Genomic DNA, 22,766 nt, shown 5'->3' with positions numbered 1-22,766 from the left:
CCGTTGCTTTTGGGCACATACACCCGCCTGACGGGACGGGGCGACCACGCGGCAGTCTCATGCTGGATCCAGTCAGCCAGCTCGGCCTTCTGGACGGCCAGCAGGGCCGTCTTGCCGTCGATCCCGGCCGTCTTGCGGCCAGCGTTGATCTCCGTGACGCGCCGCACGCTCACCAGAGCGTTGCTGCGCGAGCGGAGCATCAGCTTCTGCAGATTCCTCACTTTGGCGAGGTCTCCGGCCTGCGATGCCGCGAAGATCCGCTGCCGCAGCCGCCGTACTTCCCGCTCGGCCTGGCCCCAGTCGATCCGGTCCCAGTCCAAGCCGTCGTCCTCAGGTCCGTTCACCATGCCGGTGTCCAACTTGTCCCTCGGTTCGGGCGTCTCGGTCATCTCGTCTTCGCAGGCTCACCAGACCCGCGTCAGCACCCTTTCAGGCCAGGGCATCAGCCCCTATCCGGCCAGTTATGCGGCACCCGCCGGCGGAGGAGCCGGCATTCGGGTGCCGGTTTCCTGCAGCCTTTCGGCTACCGGCATTCGCTTCTCGGGTCTTCCTGCGCCCGCTGGGGAGTTGCGTCTTCCTCACGGTCGGCCTACCAGCCCGCATTGCACGGCCTGGACCCCATCGGGATTGTCACGTTCCGCATGCGAGAGATGCGACCGGGGAGGGCGTCCTCTGAACCCCGGGGACGGTGGTGCGCTCCCGACCGGCCAGATTCCTCCGGTCGGCACCCGCCGCCTTCCAGCGGCCGGTCCCTATCTCCCGCTCCTGCGACCCATCTGCGGGAGTGCTAATGACGAGGCGTCATCGAGGCTTCACTTGCGTTCACCCGTCCGGTCTTCCCCAGCCTGTGCTCCTCGGATGGAACGAGGGCTCTTGGGCATTTCCCCGGGCTTCGCACCTCACGGTCACCCATGACGCACGCCGGGGCGGGGACGGTCCATTGCGCACTGGACCGGGCATTATGCCGTCGACATCAAGCGACCTCCTTCGGCATATTCCACTCTTCGCATGCGACTTCGTGTCGCACGACCTGGTTGAGCCAGGCTGAGTAGGTGGGGATGAAGTGCAGGGTGAAGCGGGGATGGGCGATGATCCATCGCTGCACCACCGGTGCCTTGTGAGCCGACAGGTTGTCGCAGACGACGTGCACGTCCAGGCCGGCCGGAACGACCGCATCAAGGTCGGCCAGGAAGTCACGGAAATCGGCCGCGGTGTGCCGGGCGGTGACCTTGCTCACCACTTCCCCGGTGACGACGTTGAAGGCGGCGAACAGGTCCACGGTGCCGTGCCGGACGTAGTCGAAAGTGCGCCGCTCGGGCACCCCGGGCATCATCGGCAGCACGGGAGCGCTGCGCTGCAGCGCCTGGATCTGCGGTTTCTCGTCCACGCTGAACACCACCGCGTTGGCCGGCGGGGCCAGGTAGAGGCCGACGACATCGCGGATCTTGTCGATCAGCAGCGGGTCGGGCGAGATCTTGAACGTCTCGGTCCGCCAGGGCTGTAACCCAAAGGCCTTCCAGATCCGGGCGACGCTGGTCGGCGAGATGCCCACGCGGGCGGCCAGCTGCCGTCTGGACCAGTGGATCTCGCCCGGCGGTGTGGTCTCCAGCGTGGCCACCACCACCTGCTCGACCTGGGCATCGGTGATGGTGCGCGGAACACCGGGCCGCGGTTCGTCGGCCAGCCCGTCCAGGCGGGCGGCGATGACCCTGGCCCGCCACTTGGTGACCGTGCCCCGCGCGATCCCCAGCCGCGCGGCGATGGCGAGGTTGGAGTCACCTCGCGCGCACTCCAGCACGATTCGCGCACGTAACGCCAGCCCCTGTGCCGTCGACCGGCGAGACGCCCAGCCCTGCGAGGTCATCCGCTCGCCCGCGGTCAGTACCAGCGGCGGCAGTCTGCTGTCTCCCACATCCTCAGCACACTCCCGCCCGGCTCCGAAGTCACCACCCAGTTACATGAAGCAACACAAGTGGTGACCACAGACCTCAAAGCCAGCTCACTAACCGGTTCTGCACGGCGGAACGCGCGGTCAACCGCACCCGCCGCGTCCGGGCTGCCTGGCGGGCCTGAGGGCTACGACGGCGACGGCTCCACCCGGGATGCCTTCCAGGTGGAGCCGTAGCCGTGCGCCGGATCAGCCGCAGTTCGCCCAGCCCGCGCTGGTGCTTGCCGCACCCACGCTGCCGGAGAACTTCACACACTTGCCAGGAGCGGGCAGCTTCACCGGCCCGGCATAGTACTTGTAGTTGCCGCTGTCGGTCGCGCTCTCGCCACCCTGGACATCGAGTGTCGCGCTGACGGGGCCGGCCGCGCCCACACCCGCGTACTTCATCGTCACCACGCAGTTCTGCTTGGTGCCGGTGTTGTAGAGCTGGAAGGTCTCACCGCCGTTGAACGGCTGTGAACGCTGCACGTAGAACCCCGCCCCGCACACCTGAGCCGCCGTGTAGGGGTTCTTCGGCTCCGGTTGCGCGGGTGGCGGTGCCGCGCTGCCGGCCGGCTCCGGCTGCGCGGGCGGCGGTGCCGCGGTCTTGGTGGGTTCCGGCGCGGGAGCGGGTGCCTGCGTGGTGGACGGTGGCGCCGGCGCGGGAGCCTGCGTGCTCTTGGAGGGAGACGGCGTCGCGGGCGGGGCCTCGGTGCTCTTCGCGGGAGACGCCTTCGGCTCCTGAGACTGTTCAGGCGTCGTGGTGGCCTTGTCCGTCGGCTTCGCCGTGACGGTCTTGGTCGCCTGCGAAGCCGACGGCTGTGGGCTCTTCGACACGGTGGCCGTCGGCTGCACCGTGGGGACGGGCCGGGTCGGCGGCGGGGAGGGCGTCGGCACCGTGCTGTACACGGGCGCGGTGGGGCTGTCCGACGGCTCTTCGGTGGGCAGGACGAGCGGGCCCACCCCGTACGGGTCGTCGCTGGAGGTGGCCCAGGGCACGGTCACCTCCGCCTGGGGCACTCCGCTGTCCGGTTCGTCCAACCGCGGAACCGTACCGTCGCCGGGATCCGTGACCGCGCTTTTCGTCGCGTCAGCCGGCTTGCCGGCGTCGCCGGTGGTCTTGCCGTCCGCTGCCACGCCTACCGCATTGATGCGCTGGGCGTCCGCATAGTGGCTCGCGCCCCAGAGACCTACGCCTGACAGCACCATCAGCGCGGCCACGGATGCCGCCAGGGCGACGGGAAACTTGCGGCGCGGGCCTGGCTCGTCCACGACCGAGCCCCGCCACATTCTGGGCCGATGCGGTGGCTCTTGCGTCGGTGGCGGCCCCCACGCTCGGGGAGGCATCGGCGGTGGCGGTGGCGGGGGCGGCGGTTGCAACGGCACGCCTTCGAGCAGCGGATTCCCGCTTCCTGGCGGCAGAGGCAGCGGCCCGTTCAGCGGAAGCTGAACCGGCTCCTGCGCCGTCGACAGTTTCGCCGTGGCCCCCGGGTCGGCTTCCTGGCCACCGAGCAGGCGCAACATCGCCTTGTACGTGGTAGGCCGCTGGCCGGCGTCCTTGGACAACGCCGCGAGAACGACTCCGCGCAGCGGCTCGGTCAGTGCGCCCAGCGCGGGCACCCCGGTCAGCACCGCGTCGGCCTCGTGGTCGAACGGCGCCTTTCCGGTGGCCGCGAAGACCACCGTGGCTGCCCAGGAGAACAGGTCCGCGGAGGAACTGTGCGGCCCACCCGTCAACTGCTCGGGTGAGCGGTAGCCGATCTCCCCGGCGGCGTCGCCGAGGTCCAGGTCGGTCACCCGAGGACCGTCGGCGCCCAGAATGACATTGTTCGGGGTCAAACCGCGGTGCGCGATGCCCGCCATGTGGGTGGCGGTCAACGCGGTCAGCGCCGCGACCGCCACCCGTTCCACAGCGTCGGCGCCGAGCGGCCCGTCGGCCGCCACCGCCTCGGCGAGGCTGCGCCCTTTCACGTGCTCCCGGACGACGTAGGGGTGGCCGTCGTGGAGGCCGACGTCCACGGTTCTTGCGACGTACGAGCTGGAAACCCGCCGGGTCGCGGCGAAGCGCGCGACACTTTCCGTGTCGTGCTCCGGCATACCGGTCAACAACTTGATCACCCGGACGGGCGCGTCGTCCGACTTCTGTCCGAGGAAGGCCGCCCCGCGCGGTCCGCTCGGAAGTCGTTCCGACAGGACGTAGTCGCCCAGCCTCTTGGGGTCACCCGGCTGTAACGGGTGCATATCGTGATCCTTTCGCTTCTGAGCGTGGCGTACCAAGATGTAAGGAGGACGGCTGAACCGGCCGCGCCGACGGAGCTAAGCCGGCGGATCGACGCGCCAGCCCCGGCTTCTGCCGAGCGGCAGCACCAGCCCGAGCCCGCCGATCACGGCCGCGAGGATCAGCGCTCCCGCGAAGACCGCCAGCGCGAGGTCTCTGGTCACGGCATCTTCCTGCGGGAGCTTGGCGAACACGTCCGCCGGGATCGGTGCGGGCGGAGGCGCGGCCACCACTGGCCGGCCCGCGGGTTCGAAGGGCAGTACGGCACTGACCGCCAGGACCGGGTTGACCATGCCCGCTCCTGTGCCTTGGCCGACGGAGCCGTCGGCCGTGGCGATGATGCGCCGCCGCACCTGCTCCTGGTCAAGGTGCGGGAACCGGGCGCGCACCAGTGCGGCGGTCCCGGACACGTAGGCGGCGGCGAAGCTGGACCCCTCAAGATCCAGCTTGTACGCGCCACGCGGCCAGGGAGCGGTGATGCCAACGCCCGGCCCGAGAACGCCGACGGGTGTCGCCGTGCTGGAGGAGTCCGCGCGCCGCCCGTCGGGAGTGGCCGAGCCGACGGCCAGCACCCCCTCGTACGAGCCCGGATAGGCCGGCGCGTCCTTGTTCTTCTGCGTGATGTTGCCCGCGGCGGCGACGATCACGGCGTCGCTGGCCAGGGCGTTGCGCACCGCCGCCTTGAGTGTGGGATTGTCGGCCGCCTTGATCGAGATGTTGATGACATCGGCTTTCAGCCGCACCGCCGTGTCGATGGCCGTGGCCAGATTGGCGACATGGCCCTCGGGCTGATTGCTCTGCTTGAGCTCGATGACGGTCGCCTGCGGGGCCACGCCATGAAAGGTGACACCCGGATAGACGCGAGCGGCGATGATCCCGGTGACGGCGGTGCCATGGCCGACGCAGTCGGTGTAGCCGGTGCCGGTGATGTCGACGAAGGCGGAGAACCCGCGCAGTTGAGGGTGCTCGGCGTCGAGGCCGCTGTCAACGATCGCCACCCGCACGCCGGCGCCGGTGCTCAGCCGCCATGCGGTCTTGACGTCGAGCCTTCGCTGCGCCCATGGCTCTTGATCGGGCAACTTCACCACACCCACTTCTGGGTCGCACTCCTCCACCACCGACGCGGCGGCAGCCGGGCGGGCCAGTGCCGGAGCGGGAACGAGACCGAGGGCCAGCCCGGCCGCCAGAAACGCTCGACCGATCATGACGGAGCACCCTAGCGCGCCCGGACGCCTCGAAGCGAGATCCTCTACCCGCGCGGCTCCTTCACGCAATGGGCCTGACCTGGGGAAACGCGTTTCGGTCCGAGAGCCGATCTGCGCTCAACGCCCACACACACTGCGCTCTCCGCCAAGGACACCGAAGGCCGGATCCAGCAGGATCGCCTCGGGCGGAGGCGACCCGATCGAGGAAAGATGTGCGCACGCAGGGATGGCAGGGCCAAGATACGCGCGTGTCTCGTCGTCCTGCTCGCGTCGGCCTGCTGACGGTGGCCCCGCCCCGGTAGGCGCGCTGCCCGCGACGAGACCGGAGCGCTCAAGACCGCGGGTGAGGCCTGGGCCTGAGACCTCGGCTCAATCGCTTCCCGTGTCGAGCTCTTCCTCGTAGGCCTTCAGCACGGACTCCTGTGAGCGATACGAGGGAAAGTCGATGACCCGGCCGCTCTCCCGCAGAACCAGCACGGGGCCGGCTCCGATGAGAGCGTATTCCTGGTCGTGGGTACGCAGATACGCGGCGGTGGTGTAAGTGAACAGCCAACCGTACGGCTTCTCGATTGTCGCGGCCTCGTTGAGGACGAGCCGGTCGTCGCCGTATTCGGGAGACAGCCTGCGGACGAACTCGCGTGCGATCTGTCCGGCTTCGTCTTCGTCGATCATTGCCCTTCCCTCTGTCAGGCCGTCCGATAAAAATAGTAACTGACGAATTCATCGGCATGCATATTGGACGAACTCATCCGTTCGACGGGACTTGTCGGTCCGGGCTGACCGTCCAGATAAGTCAGCCTGCCGTCCACGTTGGCGATATTGTAAGCGTGTCCGTCCGCGGCCCGGAGATAACCGATCGTGTTGACGCGTCTGCCCATGAGTATTCCGCGTGAGCCGGGATTCGACAGGATGACGGCTTCCACCTCGCTCAGAGTGGGCTGGGCCGGCAGTACCTGATGGGCGCGACCGTGATAGATCCGTGCGGCTGTACCGTTCTCGACTCCTGCCCGGGGTCCAGCGACGGCGGGCCGGCCGCTCAGGATGTCGTCGATCGTCAGTGCCACCTCGACGCAGTTGTGGTTGGCTCGAAGGGGATTGACGTGCGGCAGTAGTTCTCGCATCACATCGAGGTCGAGTGCGCGCCCGCCGGTCGCCGCCAGAATCCGGCAGATCTCCTGGTAGGCATCGTGCATCAGAATGTGTTCTTCCTCGGTCATCCGCGGGGACTGAGGAAGTAAGGCTATTCCGCGAGGGCGCAATTCGGAGAGCACGGCATGGAGATCTCTCACCCTGACGTCAGGGTGAGTGGAGGGGAGCCGGTTCGCATCCGAGAGGGCCGGGCCGAGCCATGCGCGAAGTCGCGCTGCGACGATGCCCGACGTACGGGCGGGCAGGAAGATCCGCAGTTCCGGCGACCGGTTGTTCCCGGCACGGAGATCGCCCTGCGGGGCGGTCTCCATCGGGCCATCGACGACCAGGACGACGCGGTCGGTGAACCGGGCGAGATCTCGGGCGAAGCCGGCGGCTCCGTCGTGGGGGCCGGTGAGGAGTATCGCGGCGTCAGGAGGCAGATCGGGGGAGTTCAGCAGCATCGCCGCGATCGCCTCGACCGGGAGAGTCCGGCCGCCGACCATCATGCCGTCCTCTGTGTAGCGGCCTTCCACCACGAAGGCGCCGCCGACGGGGCGGATCTCGGGGCGCGTGTCGTGGCCCGGCCCGTTGCGGACGCGTACTCCCGCCCTGGTGCCGCTGACCGCGCTCTCGATCTCGCGCGCCAGGTCGTGGGCCAGGCCAGGGGTGAGTCCGATGGTCGGCGTGACCACCGGTTCCTCTCGAGTGCGGGTCGGCTGCTGGGTGAGGATGAAGTGCGTCTCACCGTCGTCGGTATGCAGCATGCTCGTCACGGTGAAGTAGGTGCCGGGCCTGAACACGGCATGATGCGGCTTGCCCGACAGGTCGCCGACCGGTAGGTAGTCGGATGCCAGGATGGTCACTCTCTCGCAACGCGGGTTCTCGGCCAGCATTTCCGCGCTGTCCACGCCGTCGAGCAGGGTGTCAGCGGCGAACCCTTCGCCGGGCCGGATGTCCCGGGGGATCAAGGTGGAGCGCACCCAGGCGTAGACGTATCCCTCGGCGCTCGGCCGCTCCGCCAATTCGGCGTCGGCGCGCGAGATCACATCGGTCAGGTTCCGGTGGATCTCCCTCCACTGCAGCGCCTTCGCCTGTGCCAGGCGGGCGTTCAATTGCACCAGGTGGTCGTTTCGCAGCAGGTCGGCAAGGACGGGCCCTGGTGGCGGCTGCCACGCGGGCACGCGGTACTCGGGCGTCGCCGGATCCTCGGAGAACGCGAGCGGGATCAGCCCGGTGTCGCCGGAACCGGTGAAGCTCCTGAGCGTGTTCAATATCTGGTCGTGATGGCGGCTGAGGCCGAGCGTGTCGAAGGCGGCACGGAATGTCGCGAACCGGGCGGTGAGGCCGGCGACGTCATCGGCCGACAGCACGGGAGCGCCCACCCGGAAGCCCTGTTCGGAGACCTGGCCGAACCGGGCCAGGAGTGGGTTGGCGTCGAGCAGCCGCCGCAGCGTCGTAAGGTCCATCGGCCGGCCGTGAGCCAGCAAGGCGTACAGCGCCCGGGTGGCCAGGCGGCCCTGCGCCTCGGCGGTGGGCCCCGCGGGTTCGATGAGCTCTTCGTAGAGCACGTACGGAGAGGCCCGATACGAGCCCGGCCGGCCACTCGCGGCCTCATGGGCCTCCTCCAGTGCGGCTTCGTACTCGTCCGCCGCGGCGCGGGTCGGGAACTCGTGGCGCAGAGCTCGCCGCCCGTCACCGAAAATCACCTCGGTGGTGTGGCCGGACCCGCTGACCGCCTGGCTGATGCCGGTGGTGAGGCTCCTGCGCAGTTCGTCGCTGCCGAACGTGCGCCACACATTCCCGTGCTCGTCGATGTGGAGAGCGGGGCCGGCGAGGCCCAGCGCTTGTCTGACGAGCGCGCGGACGAGGACCTGCGCGGCCATGACGACAGGAATCTGAAGAGCCTGAGACCCGTCGGAGAAGGTGACCACACGGCCCAGTGCCATGTCCCGCGTCTCCAAGACGCCGTGCCGGAGGTTGCCGCGGAGGCGGTGAGCCGCGTTGATGAGCCGGCCGCCAGGAGGCGGTCCTGTGACTTCCAGTGTGGGGAGTAGGTGTTCGTTCAGGGCCGTGAGCCGGCCGATGCCGCCCAGGCGCAGGAGTTGTTTCGGCGCGGCTGCCACGACGCTTTGCGCGCCGATCGCGTTGACGGCGAGCGGACCGCCGGCCAGGGCTTCGTGCCGGGCCATGATCTGGTCGAACTGAGCCAGCAGGCCCAGCTCGGCGAAGCTCGCCCGGAAGTCCTCCAGCATGGCCCTCAGCGTCTGCACGTCCGACGGGGACAGCGGGTTGCTCAGCCACTCGCGCTTGCCGGAGGTGCCTTCGCGCAGGAACAGCTCCAGGAGGGGGGTGCTGCTCGGGTGGAGGTGGAAGGCCGGCACGGTGACGAACGGCGTGATGTCGGCTATGGCGATCAGGTATCCGGTCAGAACCGCCTCGCGGGTGCCCAGGAACGGGGCCGAGGCGTCGGCGGGTGCCCAGTCGATCAGGATGTTCGTGTCACCGTCCGCCCTGGCGTTCGTGATCAGTCCCAGGCGGCCGGCCAGCCGGGCCATCAGCAGGAACAGGTCCCGCTCCCGGCGGGTCGAGTGCTCCAGTAGCAGCGCGGGAGAACCGTCGCTCAGCGTCACCTTGAACAGGTTCGCCTCGACCGGTTCTGGCTCGCCCTCGACGCCCGGAGCCGGCGACTGTACAGCGTCCCAGTTGATCACGTCGTGGATGGAGGGTGATGGCCGGGTGCGTCTGTCGATGTCGTTCTGGACGGCGGCGATGTCTTGGGCGAGTTGTTGTGCGAGGTGGGTGTCGCCTGCCGCGTGGGCGGTTTGCTGTTTGCGTTGCAGGTAGCGGAGTTCGTTGTGGCGGGCGGTGAGGCATTCGTCGCGGGTGGTTTGTCCTGGTGTGTGGGTGTGTGTCGTGTCGAGTTGGCGTTGGATGACGTCGCTGATCTCGTGGAGGACGAGTCGGGCGACCTGGTCCTGGTGGACGCGGGGAGCGAGGGTCATCGTGTAGTCGCGGCGCGGGGGTTGTCCTCGGCCATGGTCCGGCCGAGGTAGCCGTTTTCGACCGGGCCGACTCCGATGGTGAAGCGGAGTTCGCCGAGGGTGGTGTGCTGGACGATGAGTTCGGTGTCCGAGAGCCAGGTGATGGCGGTGACGGCGTCGCCGAAGTCTTCGGGGATCAGGTCCGGTTCGCTGAGGCTTCTGGCTTCGGCCGGGGTGAGGTCGTCGGGGCTGGTACGGCCGTCCGGCACGAAACGGGAAGCCGGGTCGGGCGAGCCGTGGGTGACACCACTCTCATTCGTGCCGGATTCCCCCGCGTTTCCAGGCGCGGCTTCGATCACGCTCGCCCAGCCGCCGGCGGTCTCGATCCGACGCGTCAGTGACGCGGCCTCGGCCGTGTCACCGCTCTGCTGTGCGTCGAGCAGTTCCTCCTCCAACTCGGCGAGCTCGACGGCGATGCCTTCGAGCAGCCTCGCGGGACCTGCCTCGCCGGTCAGGGGAGACACATACCCCGCGTACCAGGCGAGCTCCTGGATGGCCTGACGATCGGCAGACGCGGAGGTGCGGCGCCCCAGAAGTCCGTTGAGCTGCTCGCGCAACAGGTCGCTGTCCGGCATGACGTCCCCCAGCAGCACGTCTGACAGGACCTTCACGTTGCCGATGTCGTAGGTGCCCAAGCGTTCTTCATGAGAGACGCCGTAGAGCTCCAGCGCCATCACGACGAGCGCGTCGGTGTGCTCCAGATGCCGCGGGGTCAACCGGGGCGCGTCGTGGAACAGGGTGGCCATGCGTTGCAGCCGCCTGACGTGATCCAGCAGCGGGCTGCCTTCAGGAGGAAAGTCTCTGAGCAGGCTGCGCATGGCGTCGGAAAGATGCGCGTACGGAAGGTGCTCCCTGACGAAGCCGGCACCTGTGGATTCCAGCACGGCCTCCATCTCGCGTGCCAGTTCCGCGGTCGCGTCCACCTCGCGTGTCAGGTTGCCCGCAACCTCGACGTCGCCCCGCTCCAGGGCTTCCTGCAAGGTGCCTCCCAGACGGCGAAGCTCCTTGACGGCGGCTGTGTAGAGAGCCGCCGCGGCCGCCTCCCGGCCCTGAGGCTTCCCGGACTCCGCGGACGTGATGAAGATCTGGACGAGGCGGTGGCCGACAGGCGCCGGGGCGGGGCGTCGCAGAGCCGAGTTGATCTCCTGGTGCAGCAGGCGAATGTCCGGCGCCTCGTCGGGCGCGAGACGGTCGAACAGGTTCTTCAACTGGACGAGCTCGGAGAGGTCGAAGGAGTACTCCGGGCCCGTGTCGTAGATCTGCTGCGCCGTCCTGACAAGCGCGTCGGTGTACTCCACATGCTCCAGCAGCAGCGGAGACACGTTGGGGAACAGCCCGGCCATGCGTTCGAGGAGCCGGAGGTGATCCAGCAGCGGGCGGTCTTCCGGCGGGAACGCGTCGAGCAGGCCGCGCACGTCGTGCGGAAGGTGGGCGCCGGGACGATACTCAGGACGCGTCCACTCGGCGCCATCCACTGGAGCGGCCGGGCGGCGCAGAGGCACCTTCGGCTGCGGGGCGCGTTCTGGCACGAGCCCGTAGATGTGCTCCACATGACGATCGCGCAGGCTGCTGATCCCTGCGACGGCACGGCCATCCCGGTCGAGCACCGGACCATGGTCCGACCAGAAGAGGACGGCCGACCCCAGCAGAGTCGCGTCGGCACGGACACCACTGGCGCCGAGCCGGTTCCGATCGGCGCCCGCCCACCTGCTCATGTATTCGTCGGACATGCCGAGCAGGTGCATCACCTCGTGTGCGAAGACGATCGGCTCCTGCCGCGCGTACCAGCTCATGTAGTTGATCGCGGGACGCCCGGCATAGTCCCTCAGCTGTTTCAGCGGTGTGCTGATCACCTCGCCGTTGCCGTGCCAGTGGTGTCTGTCGGCGAAGTCCACGGCGCGGTGGCCGGTTCCCGGAGAGAGAAGGATGACGCCGTCGGGCGGAGCTGAATCCGGGGCGGGCACGAACTCCATCCGGATGTGCAGCTGGGATCCGTCGGCCAGCTCGTGCTGGTAGTTGTAGTAGAGGTCGACGCCGTCGAGCAGGTTCGTGTGGGCGATGGCGATCTCATCCGGGCTCATGCCGGGATTCGCGCGATAGAGCACCCGGAGCGTGAACTCCGTGACCGGACGCGTCGAACCCTTCCACGGCACCAGCAACCTGCGTACTTCGACCTGGACGGCCCCCCTCGTGGGCGGTTCGGTGATGGTCACCGGAAGGGGCGTGGCCGACTCGCGCAGGCGCTCCCATTGGGCAGCCCATGGCACTTCGCGCGGATCGTAGCTGTTGGCGAGCCGTTCTTCCGGCCGGGTGGCCGGGTTCATGTTGAGCTGGGCAGTGCGCGTGGCGTGATCGAGTGCTGATCGGGCGGCAGGGGCGTCACCTTCGGGTTCCGTCGTCCCAGCTTGGCCGGGCCGCCCAGAATTGATCACGTCGTGGATGGAGGGTGATGGCCGGGTGCGTCTGTCGATGTCGTTCTGGACGGCGGCGATGTCTTGGGCGAGTTGTTGTGCGAGGTGGGTGTCGCCTGCCGCGTGGGCGGTTTGCTGTTTGCGTTGCAGGTAGCGGAGTTCGTTGTGGCGGGCGGTGAGGCATTCGTCGCGGGTGGTTTGTCCTGGTGTGTGGGTGTGTGTCGTGTCGAGTTGGTGCTGGATGACGTCGCTGATCTCGTGGAGGACGAGTCGGGCGACCTGGTCCTGGTGGACGCGGGGAGCGAGGGTCATCCGGTAGTAGCGGCTGCCGTCGCGGGGGTTCTGGCTGGCTTCGGTCTGGCCGAGGTAGCCGCCTTCGACCGGGCCGACTCCGACGGTGAAGCGGAGTTGGCCCAGGGTGGTGTGCTGGACGATGAGTTCGGTGTCCGAGAGCCAGGTGATGGCGGTGACGGCGTCGCCGAAGTCTTCGGGGATCAGGTCCGGTTCGCTGAGGCTTCTGGCTTCGGCCGGGGTGAGGTCGTCGGGGCTGGTACGGCCGTCCGGCACGAAACGGGAAGCCGGGTCGGGCGAGCCGTGGGTGACCTCGCCGTGACCCGGGTCAACGGGTTCCGGCGAACCGTCGGGTTCGGTGGTGACCGGCCAGCCGGGCGCCTGCCCGGGCGGGTGGACGGCCAGCCTGCTCAGCTCTCTCCGCAGGTGCTCGGCGAGGCTGTCGTTGACGTCCGTCCTGGCTCGTTCGTGCAGTTCGAGCAGATCGATGCCATGCTGCTCGGCTGCCGCGATCAGGGGGGACGGCAGGCCGGCGAACCGCCTCGCGAAGGCTTCGTCGCCGCCGTTCGCACGCAGCCGGCCATCGGGGGTGGCGAGGTAGGTCTGCGGCTGCCGGTTGGCGGGGTGGATGGTGATCTGGACGCCGGCGCCGCGCTCGCGGGAGAGCAACTGGGCCTGCCTGAGCTGCCCGTACGGGGGAGCGGACGGGTCGGCGCCGAAACTGACGAGGCCCGGGCCGCCGGAGAGGGCGGCGGTCGCGCCCGGGCTTTCGGCCTGCTGCTGGATCGCCCGCATGACCTTGTCGAAGAGGAGCACGTCGGCGTTGCCCGTCGCGACGTGCCGCGCCGGTGTGATGTCCGACGGGTTCACGTCGGTGCCCGGGTCCGACCAGACCTCGAAACGTACGTGGTAGTCGACCCGGAACCTGACCGAGCCGGCGTCGGCCTTCTCGAAGACGCTGGTCTCGGCCCGGTTGCCGCCGCTGACCGAGGAGCTGTCGACGGTCAGGTCACGGTTGCCGGCCGCCACATCGCCCGACAAGCCGGACGGCAGGAACTCGTCGCGGCTGTCACTGCCGAAGGTGACTCCGGTCGGACGCAGCCGGGTGCGGTCCGCGTTTGCCGAGGTGGTCCACTGCCGGCGGTCGGCCTGGCCGATCTCGGTGGCCTTCAGACCTGCGGCGATCACCACGGGTTCGGACAGCACCGCCCCGACGCGGATGCCGATGGTCTCTCCATCGTTGCCGGGCACCTGGATCACCAGGTGGCCGTCCTTGGCGGTCATCCGCTCGAAGAGGCTGTTCCTGGAGTTTCCCGACAACAGCCGGGCGAGCGCCTTCGCGTCCGCGGGATGGAGGTCGACGCCCAGCTCTTCCTTGAGCCTCTGCTCGACGGTCGCCGCGAGGTGCCTGACGCGTGTGGTCTCGACCGCGAAGTTCTCGGGTACGGGCATGGGCCGGGGATCGGGGACGGCGGGCGCGGGAGCGGGGACCGTGCCGGGGCGCGAGACCATGCCCGCCGGGATGAACCGGTCGATGGAGCCCGACACGAGCCTGGAGGCCGACCGTGGCAGCCGCGGCACTCCCTGGCCCTGCCCTGCCTTCTGCGCCTTGGGAACTCTCCGCACCTCGATGGAGAGCCTGATGCCCTGGCGCACCTCTCCGAGGGGACCCTCGAACGAGGCCACCCGCTGTACCCGGGCCTGCTGCGCATTGCTTGAGCCCTTGCCGGTCTGCCCGCGATTCGCGGCTGTGGAGCCTGAGTCCTTGTTCTCCGCCGACTCCTGTCCCAGCTTGCCGCTCGGGCTGACGGCGGCGTTCGAAGACTCCGAGACGTTCTCTTCGAGCATGGAGTAGGTCTGGAAGATCTGGCCGTGGTCGAAGACCTCACCCCGGTACGCCACCTTCTCGTCCAGCTCGGCCCGGACGGTGACCTCGAGCAGATCCTCGATGCCGTCGACTTCGACGGTGTAGTCGTTGCCCGGCGAGTCAGGGTCGAGCAGGCTGTCGATCTTCCCCAGCCAGCTCTCGCGGGAGAAGTCGGTCATCAGCCCCCGCCACAGCTTGTTGTCCTGGTCGAGCGCGCCCGGCGCCACCTCGTTGACCGCGTCCCTGATCTGGCTCAGCAGATCCACGTCGGTGTCCGGTTCGCCGGCGGGGTGGAGGCCGACCTGTTTGACGGTGCTCATGCCGATGGAGTCGCTGTAGTTCGGCGCCAGCTCGCCGGGGACCTCGCCGTTCTCCAGCCGCTGGGCGTCGGCTCGCAGCTTGTCCAGCACGTAGGGGTAGAACTCGGGCTTGCTCAGCAGGCGGTCGCGAGTGTCGCCGGCCGTCTCGCTCGGTGGACCGGGAGGCATGCCCGGCGGCAGCAGCTCGGTCAGCCGGTCATCGGGGAACAGCTCAAGGAGCCGGGCGAGAGCCCGCCCAGTGAAGTGCCACGCGGTGAGCGGGACACCGGGCACCACCGGCCGGCCCGCGTTCCGCGCTCGCGCGTCGGCCAGGTCCTCGAAGTAGCGGTCCAGGAACCTGACCGCGACCCGGCGGCTGAGCCGCAGGTCGCCGTTCATCAGCCGTTCGGCCGCGTCGGCCGCCTGGTGCAGGGGCAGCTTCACCTCTCCGCTCGCGTACAGGTCGAGCGCGTCGCGCTCAGCGAGCCGGTAGATGACAGTACCCGTGTCCGTCTCGACTGCCTCGGCGCCGACGCCCACGGTCAGTTCCGATGTGACGTCCATCGCGAAGAGGTACTGCTTGCCCGTGTCGATACCCAGCCGCTCCGGGCCGGAGATGACCTTCTGCTCGCGTGTGGTCGTCGTCGACAGAGAGCCTCCGATGCCGCCCTCGGAGCCCAGCATGCCCGGCACCGGCACCCCGGTCGTCACTCCGAGCCCTCGAGACCTGGACTGCTGAGTGAGGCCGGCGTGGGAGCCGAGTGTGAGGTTGATGTCGCCGATCACCAGATCGGTGGCTGACAGGAAGCGGGACTCGCCCGGTGCCAGGGAGAGGGAGACCGGCTGGTTCTGCGGTTCCCCGGTCGCGGTCAGGGTGTCCACTCCGGTGCGGTGGCCGGAGGAGGACGTCTCAAGGGAGCCGGAGGAGATCACCTCGGGGTGGCTGATCAGGTTGCGTACGTTGAAGAACGCCGCCAGGTGCTGGAACTGGGGTGAATCGCGGTCAAGCGGGTCGGCGAGCATGTTCGCGGCGGTCGTCGCCGTGTCGCCGACGTCGAGGTGGATGACTCTGGCCAGCCGGATGGCCTTCTTCGACGTCGGATGACGAGGGCTCTCCGGCCGGGGGTGCCCGTCGTCCGATGGAGCGAGAGGAAGCAGATCGGCGGGAAGCAGGATCCGCGCGTCACCCGCCTGCCCCTTGACCAAGCTCTCCTCGTGGCTGGGGCCGATCAGGAGATCGACACTGATGGTGTGCGGGATGCGGAAGACCGCGGTCAGCCCGCTGCCCTCCATGAGCGTGACCTGATTGACGGTGGTGGCGGTGGTGACCGTGGTCTGGCCGCCCTTGCCGTGGCTGTAAGAGCCGTCCAGCGCGCTGGCGTCGATTCCGGGGTCGTTACTGAAGCCTTCACCGGCCCGCCAGGTGATTGCCGAAGACGTGCCGCGAGTCTGCGTCACGACGTGGGTGTCCGAGCCGATGTCCAGGTCCACGACCGGCTCGGCGTCGGTGATGCCCTGATAGTCGAAGCGACCGAAGTCCTGCGTCAGCTTGATGCGCAGGGTGTAGTGCCTGGCTGCGAAGCCCTCCCCGTAATGGACCAGGTTGATGAACAGGCCTTCCTGCGCCGCCTGGTCGTAGCCCGCCTCCAGACGTGACGCCGAGAACTGTTCGGCGATGAGCTGCTCGTTGGCGATCTGGCCGGCTCTGACCCACGGGATCAAGGAGTAGACGGACACACCGTTCTTGAGTTTGGGCAGCAGGCCCCTGGCCCGAAGTTGTTCCTCGACCCGTGCGCGGATCGCGTCCATGCCGGTGACCTGCTGTACCAGTGCGGGGCCCGCGCCGCGAGTCTGCCCTTCACGGTCACCGAGCATGGAGGGCAGCTTGCGGACTCTGCCGGGCGGGTCTTCCCGGACGGGGTCGTCCCTGAGGAGGACAGTGCCGTCCGGGGCGTGCCCTGCCTCCGCCGCCGCGTCGACCGGCAGGCCGTAGCGGTAGGCGTCCGGTTCCGGAACGCGGAACAGCCCGGTGCTCTTCGCGGGATCGAGGGACACCGTCTCCGAGCCCTTGCCGAACACCTGGATCGTCACCGTGTGCTCCAGATCCAGCAGGTAGCCCTGGGTGTGGCCCGCCCAACGCTGCACGCTCGGGTGGATCGCCACCGCGTTCGCGCTGGTCGATACCGAGGACGACTGCCCCGGATCACGTCTTACGGTGGCATGCGGGGCGAAGTCCCCTGCGGATTTGCCCTCCGGATCCGCGTTGGCGCCCACCGCCGCTCCCACGCCTCCGCTGTGGCCGTCAGACCGGCTCTGGCCGGCGTTCGAAGACGCGTTGCGCAGGCGCTCCTGGTGGTGCTTGGTGGTCGGGCCGCCGACGAGCTCTCCTTCGGAGACCACTGTGGTGTGTACCGTGACCACGGCTCGTACTTGACCGTTGACCGTGATGATCCGGCGCAGGCCCGACGGGTTGTTGATGGCCTCCCCCAGGTTACTGGGCAGGTCCTCGGTGATCATTGTGGTGACCTGGTCACGGGCCACAGGGCTGAGCCCGGCGCTCTCGAGCCGGTCGGTCACCTTGTCGGCCAGCGTGGACAGGCCGGTCATGTCGGAGACGACGTGTTCAGGGAAGGGGGTCTGCCGCCGGTCGGCCTCCGGAAGCTGGATGGTGTCGGCAGGGCCGGAAAGGTAGGCATGAGAGACCCACAGTCTCTGGCGCGCGGTTTCATCGTCGGCGGGAAGCGCTCGCCAGACCGGGCGGCCGGACGGCGTGAGCAGTTCCACCTCCCAGGTGGCTCTGGCGTCGAACATCGCGGCCATACCCCGGTTGTCCTCGACGTTGCCGCCCAGCCCGGTGTCCTGCGCGGAGATGGTGACCGCGTGGGTGCGCCCCCGCCTGAGGTTGACGTTCAGCACACCGAAATACGCCACTGCCCTGGCAAGATCGGCAGGCCAGGCGGTGCCGATCGGAATCGCGTCCAGAAACGCTCGGAGCCAGGCCATCAGAGGCAGGTTCATGTTGCCGCTGAGCGAGCGGAGGTCGGTCATGGCGCTCTGACCACCGCCCTGACGCAGCAGCCCGAACATGGTCTCGGAGTGCGAGCTGTCCGGTCGTGCGACCTCCTTGAGGTCGTCCAGCTTCAACCGCAGGCGAAGCTGCGCGCCGGTGGCCGTGTTCAGGCGCAAGACCATGCCGTCCGAGGAGAGCGCGGTGTGGAAGGCCTGGCGGATCGACCAGCGCAGCTCTTCCTCGGTGATCCGCCCGGCCACTCCCTGCTGCGTGAGCATCTCATTGACCAGTTCGGTCAGCGCGGTGAGGTTCGCGACCGGCCCCGCGATCTTGCTCCCCGGCAGCGCCTCCACGGGCGGCAGAGTCGCCCGGTACGCCGAGTCGTATGCCCCCTCCCGAGTCGTCAGCTCGTTCAGGGCAAGTTCGACCTGCGGGGTCGCGGGATCATGCTGCGTGGTCACTTCGGCCAGGGCGGCCAGCACCGGCTCGATGGCTTGGAGCGCGTGCAGAGCAGCCGCCGCGGCGGCCGCGTAGCGTTCTTCCATGCGAAGGTGGTGGTCCGCGGTGGACGCCGCCACCTTGGCGTTCGCCTCTTCCCTGCGAGCGCGCTCGTCGGCGCTGTCGTCGTGAGCCTGAGCGTGTTCAGCCGCCTTGTTCCGAGCGTCGAGCGCGTCCAGGTTCGCTGTCTCGGCGTCGCGCCAGTGCCTGAGACTGAGGTCGACGTTGTGCAAGTAGGCGGCCTCCAGCGCCTCGGCTCTTTCTTGAGTCCGCGTCCAGAGCCGTGTCCGTGCTGTAGACGGCACTTCGGAGAGCTTGGGGAGGTCGGGTGGTACGGCCGGTGGGAGCTGGTCGATCTCCTCTTGATAGCTTCGCAGGGCCGCGGCGGCCGCGTCCGTGAGAACGCCCAATCGGGTGTCGCCGATCGATGTGCCCGCGATCACCTCAGCCAACGGGTCGGCGAGCTCCCGGTGAGCGTCACGGGCGGCTTTGGCCAACTCCCAGGCCGTTCTGTGCAACTCGGCGATCCGGCTGAGATTCTCCGCCCTGGCCCGCCACAGGCGGGCCTCGCTGAGATGCTGCCCGGCCAGGGCTTCCGCCGCGAGGGCGTAGGCGTGGCCTGCCGCCAGATTGTAGGCGGTCACCGTGTTGCCTTGGGCCTTGACGGTCTCGGCGAGCGACTCGATGGTGGCGCGCAGTGCCACGGCCGCGCTCTGACGGCCGGAAACGTGCTCGAGCAGGGCACGGTGCAGGTCGTCGATGTTCTGGGCGCCGTGCGCGCTCGCCACCCGATCCCGCACCGCGATCTGCCGGTGGTGCCGCTCGTAGGTGGCGCCGAGCCGGAGCAGCTGTGTGACCAGCACATTCGGCGGAGCGAGCACCACCCGCCCCGCGTCCACCTGGTCCAGGAGGCTCTGATAGGTCTCGGCGGCTCGCACCGCTGAGGCTGCCGCGGCCTGCCGATCCGCCGCCGTGCCGGGTGGGGTCCGCGCCGCGCCGGCGAGGTTGGCAGCGACGCTACGCAAAGTCGCGATGTGCTGGCGGAGCGCATCCGGGTCCTGCGGCGTCACCGGCAGGGCGGGCTCCGTGGCCATCGCGTCCACCTGCTCCTCATAAAGCAGGTGGAGCCGGCGAGCCGTGTGCAACGCCTGGGCGAAGCCGGTCACCCGCGTGGTGGAACCGCCTGCGGTGTGGAGGAGCGACTGAGCGGCCTCGTAAGCGGCCCTCGCTTGCGAGACCGCGATCAGCAGCGGGCTCGCAGCCGTGCCGATCGCCGCCACTTCCTGCATCATGAGGGCCCTCTCGATCCGCAGGAGCCGGTATATCTGTTCCGCCAGCGCCTGATCCAGATCGAGGCGGGCCGAGGCGACCGCCTGATCACGCTCGCGCAGCCGGGTGAGCGGGTCGGCCACCGGCGAGGGAGCTTGCGCCGGATCCGGTGGAGGGCCGGTGACCGGCAGCCTCGGCAGGCCGTGAGCCAGCAGGATATTGCGCACGGCGTCACGCTGCGCCATGAGGGCGGGCTGCTCGGCGGCGCTCACCTCGCCGATCCTGCGGGTCAGGAACGCCTCCTCGTGCCGGCGGGCCGTCAGGCACTCGTTCCGGCTGCTGAGCAGGCCGCCCAACCGCCGGAGCAGATGCTGGCGAGGATGGTTCCTGGCGTGCAGGGTGTCGACGATCTCGTGCAGCACCAGCCGGGCCACCTGGTCGGGGGCGACGCGCGGAGCCAGGCGCACCTCGTTGACATTGCCTTCACCCACCACGGTACGGCCGAGACGCCCGCGACGGACCGGGCCCACCTCGAAGACGAACGTCTGAGCGGGGAGGTCGCTGAGCTCGACCACCAGTGTGCCGGGGCCGGTCCAGCGCAGGCCGATGACCGTCGCCCCGAGGTCAGAGGCGCGGACCTCGGCCTCGAACGCCGCCCTGGCCTCCTGCACGGTGAGCGAGGGCACGTCAGGGTGGCGGCCGTCGGCGACGAATCCGCTGTTCTTGTCGGGGCGGCCGGCGACGAGCGCGTAGGAGTCCCTGGTACGGCGGGCCGCCCCGATCAGGCGGGTGAGCAGGCCTGGTGCGGGAGCGCCGTTTGGGTTCTGCGGGGTCGGCATGGGGGAGGCCGCGGGTCCCGCGTACGTCGGTGACGTCGTGGAGCCGGTGGTGTAGGCCGTCTCGGTGGTGGTGCCGGGTGTGCCGGTGTCCTGCGGGGGGCCGGTGGCTTCCGGTGGGAGGACGGTCTGAGGTTCGCCGGTGCCGTCCGGCATGTCGGCCGGTCCTGGAGCGGTGGTCTGTCCTGGAGCGGTGGCCTGTTCTGGAGCGGCGGCGGGTTCCGGGGCGTTGGCGGGTTCCGGGACGTCAGCTGGCTCGGGGGCGCTGCTGGTCTGCGGTGGTCCGGTGGGTACGGCTGGAGGTTCGGCAGGAGCCTGGTCCCGCGTGGCTGCGGGCTGTCGGTGGACGGGCGGGTTGTCCTGCGCAGCGGGCTGAGGCTCCGGCTGCGGATCCTGTTGGTCGGCGGGCTCCGGCCGGTGTTGTGGTGCGGGGAGGTCCGGCTGCGTTTTGGCGCTGTTGTTCTGCGCGGCCCTGGACGGGATGGCGTCCGGCGTGATGATGTCGGGCGCGGTCGGTGTCCGCTTGGGGGTGGAGTGCGGAAGGGCGGGCTCGGTGAACGTGGCGGCCCGGTCGCGCCGGGCCGGGCCGGTGAGGTCGGCTGTCTGTTGCTGAGGTGGGAGGGCCAGCGCGGCGGCGCCATCGGGAGAGCTGGGACGGGGTACGGCGAGGAGGGCGTCAGCGGTGGCGTGGGGGTCGGGTGGCGTGGTGATCGCGGTGTCGAGTTTGCTGCTCAGGGTGGACAGCGGGTTGCCGATCGCCAGCGCGACGGACGGGTTGAACGGGCTGATGGTGCCGGTGCGTCCGGCGCCGCCGAGGAAGCCGCCGTAGAAGCCTTCGGCGCCGGGCAGCGCGAACTGGTCGTAGACGACGTAGTTGGCGGCGATGCTGCCGGCGGGTGAGGCGGCCATGTTGTTCAAGCCGGTGTTCAGGGCGCGGCCGGGGAAGCGCAGGAAGGCGTTGCCGACGCCGGGTTTGTCGCCCGCCATCCTGTTCAGCCGGGAGATGCCGGGCAGGTCGTTGGTGAAGCGGGACATCGGCCCGCCGAGCTTGGTGCCGATGACCGCGCCGGTGCCGGCGCCGATCGCCGCGGCCTGGATCTTCTTCCAGTCCCAGGTGTCGCGGGTGCCCATCTTGATCTGCTGGTACTGGGCCCAGACGTCGATGAAGACCTCTTCGGTGATCTCCTCGAACAGTTCGTAGAGCAGCGCTCCGTTGAGGAACTTGCCGCCGGTGCCGGCCGCGGCGAGCTTGGTGATCTGGCCGCTCTTGGCGGCGGTTCCGGCCCGGGAGGCCGCGAGGACCAGGCGTTGCATGATCAGGGCGATCCTGCTCGCGCCCGCCGTGCCCGCGCTGCGCACCAGCAGGCCCGCCAGCGGGGTGAAGCCGGCGGCGACCAGGGCGATGAACGCGGCGATCACCGCGACCCAGAACGCGACGTTGACCGACAGCTTGGAGTACTGCGTCTCCCGGGCGAAGTTGTCGACCATCTTGGCGTAGGAGAAGGCTTCCTGCGCCTTGGCGACCACGCCGGCCTTGTCGTCGGACAGGGCCGCGAGTCGTTTGAAGACGGCCGGTTTGGCGGGCGACTGGAGGCTGCCGTTGAGGGTCTGCACCGTGGCGGCGGTGGGGTCGAGGGTGCCGATGAGCAGGTTCATCAGCTTGACGTACTCGACGCGCAGCTCCCACAGCCTGCTCTCGCTGCCCTTGGGCCAGCTCTGGCCGGCGGTGAGGAGCGGGATCAGGTGGTGGACCACCCAGCCGGGCAGCGCCTCGGTCTGCCAGACGGGCTCGACGTCCTTGGTGGCGATGCCGCCGTCGAAGGCGTGGGCGCTCGCCGCGGGTTTGCGTGCGTCGCCGGCATTGGTTCTGCTCGCCATCATGCCTGGCGGTAGGTGTTCTTGAGGCCCAGCTCGATCGCCTGCTCGGCGGTGAGCGTGTTGGTCACCGTCGCACGCAGCAGCGGGCCGGAGCCGGAGATCTCCTTGATCAGCTCTTCGGTGTCACGCAGGAACTTCTCCGGGCCGCCGCCGGCCAGGTAGTTCATGTCGAAGGACCTGCCGTCGGCCCCGTCGCCCTGAGGGTGGGCGGCGTTCAACGCGCGGATGCGTGCCGCGATGCCGGGCCAGGAGGTGCTCAGGTCGGCCGCCATGGCGTCCCAGTGGTTCAGGCTGGAGGAGATCGTGCCGCGCACGTGCACGTCCGCGGAGTCGCCGGCGGTCATCGGCGGCGTCCTTCCCCTGACATGCCGCTGGAGAGCTGATCCAGAACGGTGTCCAGGTCGCCGTCCAGATGGGCGCGTAACTGTTCGGGTGGTATCACCGGTTCGAACAGCTTGACCAGTTCCTCCACGGCCCTGGCCGTGGCGCGCCGCACCGTGTCGGTGATCGTGTCCGCCAGGCCTCTGGCGTCGGGACGCCGGAACACCCGAGGGTCGAGATCCAGTCTGATCAGCTCGCCGCGGACGCTGACGGTGGCCGAGACCAGCCCGTCGAGCGACTTCTCGGTGATCTGGATCGCCTGGGCCCGCGCGTTGAGGTCGCTCGCCTCGCGCTGCATGCGCATGAAAGTGTCGCGCAACTCGTCGGCGTAAGCCCGCAGCCCTGCCACATCACGCTCTTCCAGCAACGCGCACCCCCTAGCTGGGGGTGACCATAGCCGCGATGGATCATGGTGAGAAAGGTCCGCGAGCACCTTCTGCGTCA

Annotated in this window: 8 protein-coding genes and 1 pseudogene; all 9 read right to left on the bottom strand. The window is 69.1% G+C overall.

The genetic code is table 11. The features are described 5' to 3' along the window. Positions 1-86: 86 nt before the first annotated feature. Positions 87-347, bottom strand: a pseudogene (locus tag ABD331_RS14020) (reverse transcriptase N-terminal domain-containing protein); the annotation flags it as partial. A 626-nt stretch (positions 348-973) separates the two neighbouring features. Further along, the gene (locus tag ABD331_RS14015; RefSeq protein WP_425565997.1) at positions 974-1,864 is read right to left on the bottom strand and encodes an IS630 family transposase; all 891 of its coding nucleotides are present in this window, start codon (positions 1,862-1,864) and stop codon (positions 974-976) included. A gap of 273 nt (positions 1,865-2,137) precedes the next feature. Then, positions 2,138-4,168: a serine/threonine protein kinase gene (locus ABD331_RS14010; RefSeq protein WP_344475022.1), complete on the bottom strand. Its 2,031-nt coding sequence runs from the start codon at positions 4,166-4,168 to the stop codon at positions 2,138-2,140. Positions 4,169-4,243: 75 nt separating this feature from the next. Then, positions 4,244-5,410: a S8 family serine peptidase gene (locus ABD331_RS14005; protein ID WP_344474497.1), complete on the bottom strand. Its 1,167-nt coding sequence runs from the start codon at positions 5,408-5,410 to the stop codon at positions 4,244-4,246. A 369-nt stretch (positions 5,411-5,779) separates the two neighbouring features. Further along, positions 5,780-6,082: a YrhB domain-containing protein gene (locus tag ABD331_RS14000; protein ID WP_344474495.1), complete on the bottom strand. Its 303-nt coding sequence runs from the start codon at positions 6,080-6,082 to the stop codon at positions 5,780-5,782. 14 nt (positions 6,083-6,096) lie between these two features. Further along, positions 6,097-9,543 (bottom strand): toxin glutamine deamidase domain-containing protein, encoded by a 3,447-nt coding sequence (locus ABD331_RS13995; RefSeq protein WP_344474493.1) that lies wholly within the window; start codon positions 9,541-9,543, stop codon positions 6,097-6,099. After that, positions 9,540-21,941 (bottom strand): WXG100-like domain-containing protein, encoded by a 12,402-nt coding sequence (locus ABD331_RS13990; RefSeq protein ID WP_344474492.1) that lies wholly within the window; start codon positions 21,939-21,941, stop codon positions 9,540-9,542. Before ABD331_RS13990 ends, ABD331_RS13995 begins: the two co-directional genes overlap by 4 nt. Then, entirely contained in the window at positions 21,941-22,285 is a 345-nt protein-coding gene (locus tag ABD331_RS13985) for a hypothetical protein (protein WP_344474489.1), read from the bottom strand. Before ABD331_RS13985 ends, ABD331_RS13990 begins: the two co-directional genes overlap by 1 nt. Further along, complete coding sequence (locus tag ABD331_RS13980; protein WP_344474486.1) at positions 22,282-22,689, bottom strand: YbaB/EbfC family nucleoid-associated protein; 408 nt, start codon at positions 22,687-22,689, stop codon at positions 22,282-22,284. The genes ABD331_RS13985 and ABD331_RS13980 overlap by 4 nt, the downstream gene beginning before the upstream one ends. Positions 22,690-22,766 lie beyond the last annotated feature (77 nt).

The sequence above is a fragment of the Nonomuraea monospora genome (assembly GCF_039531895.1).
GTDB classification, from domain to species: Bacteria; Actinomycetota; Actinomycetes; order Streptosporangiales; family Streptosporangiaceae; genus Nonomuraea; species Nonomuraea monospora.
The sequence above is the reverse complement of the archived record's forward strand: the minus strand, read 5'-3'. Positions and strand labels throughout refer to the sequence as shown.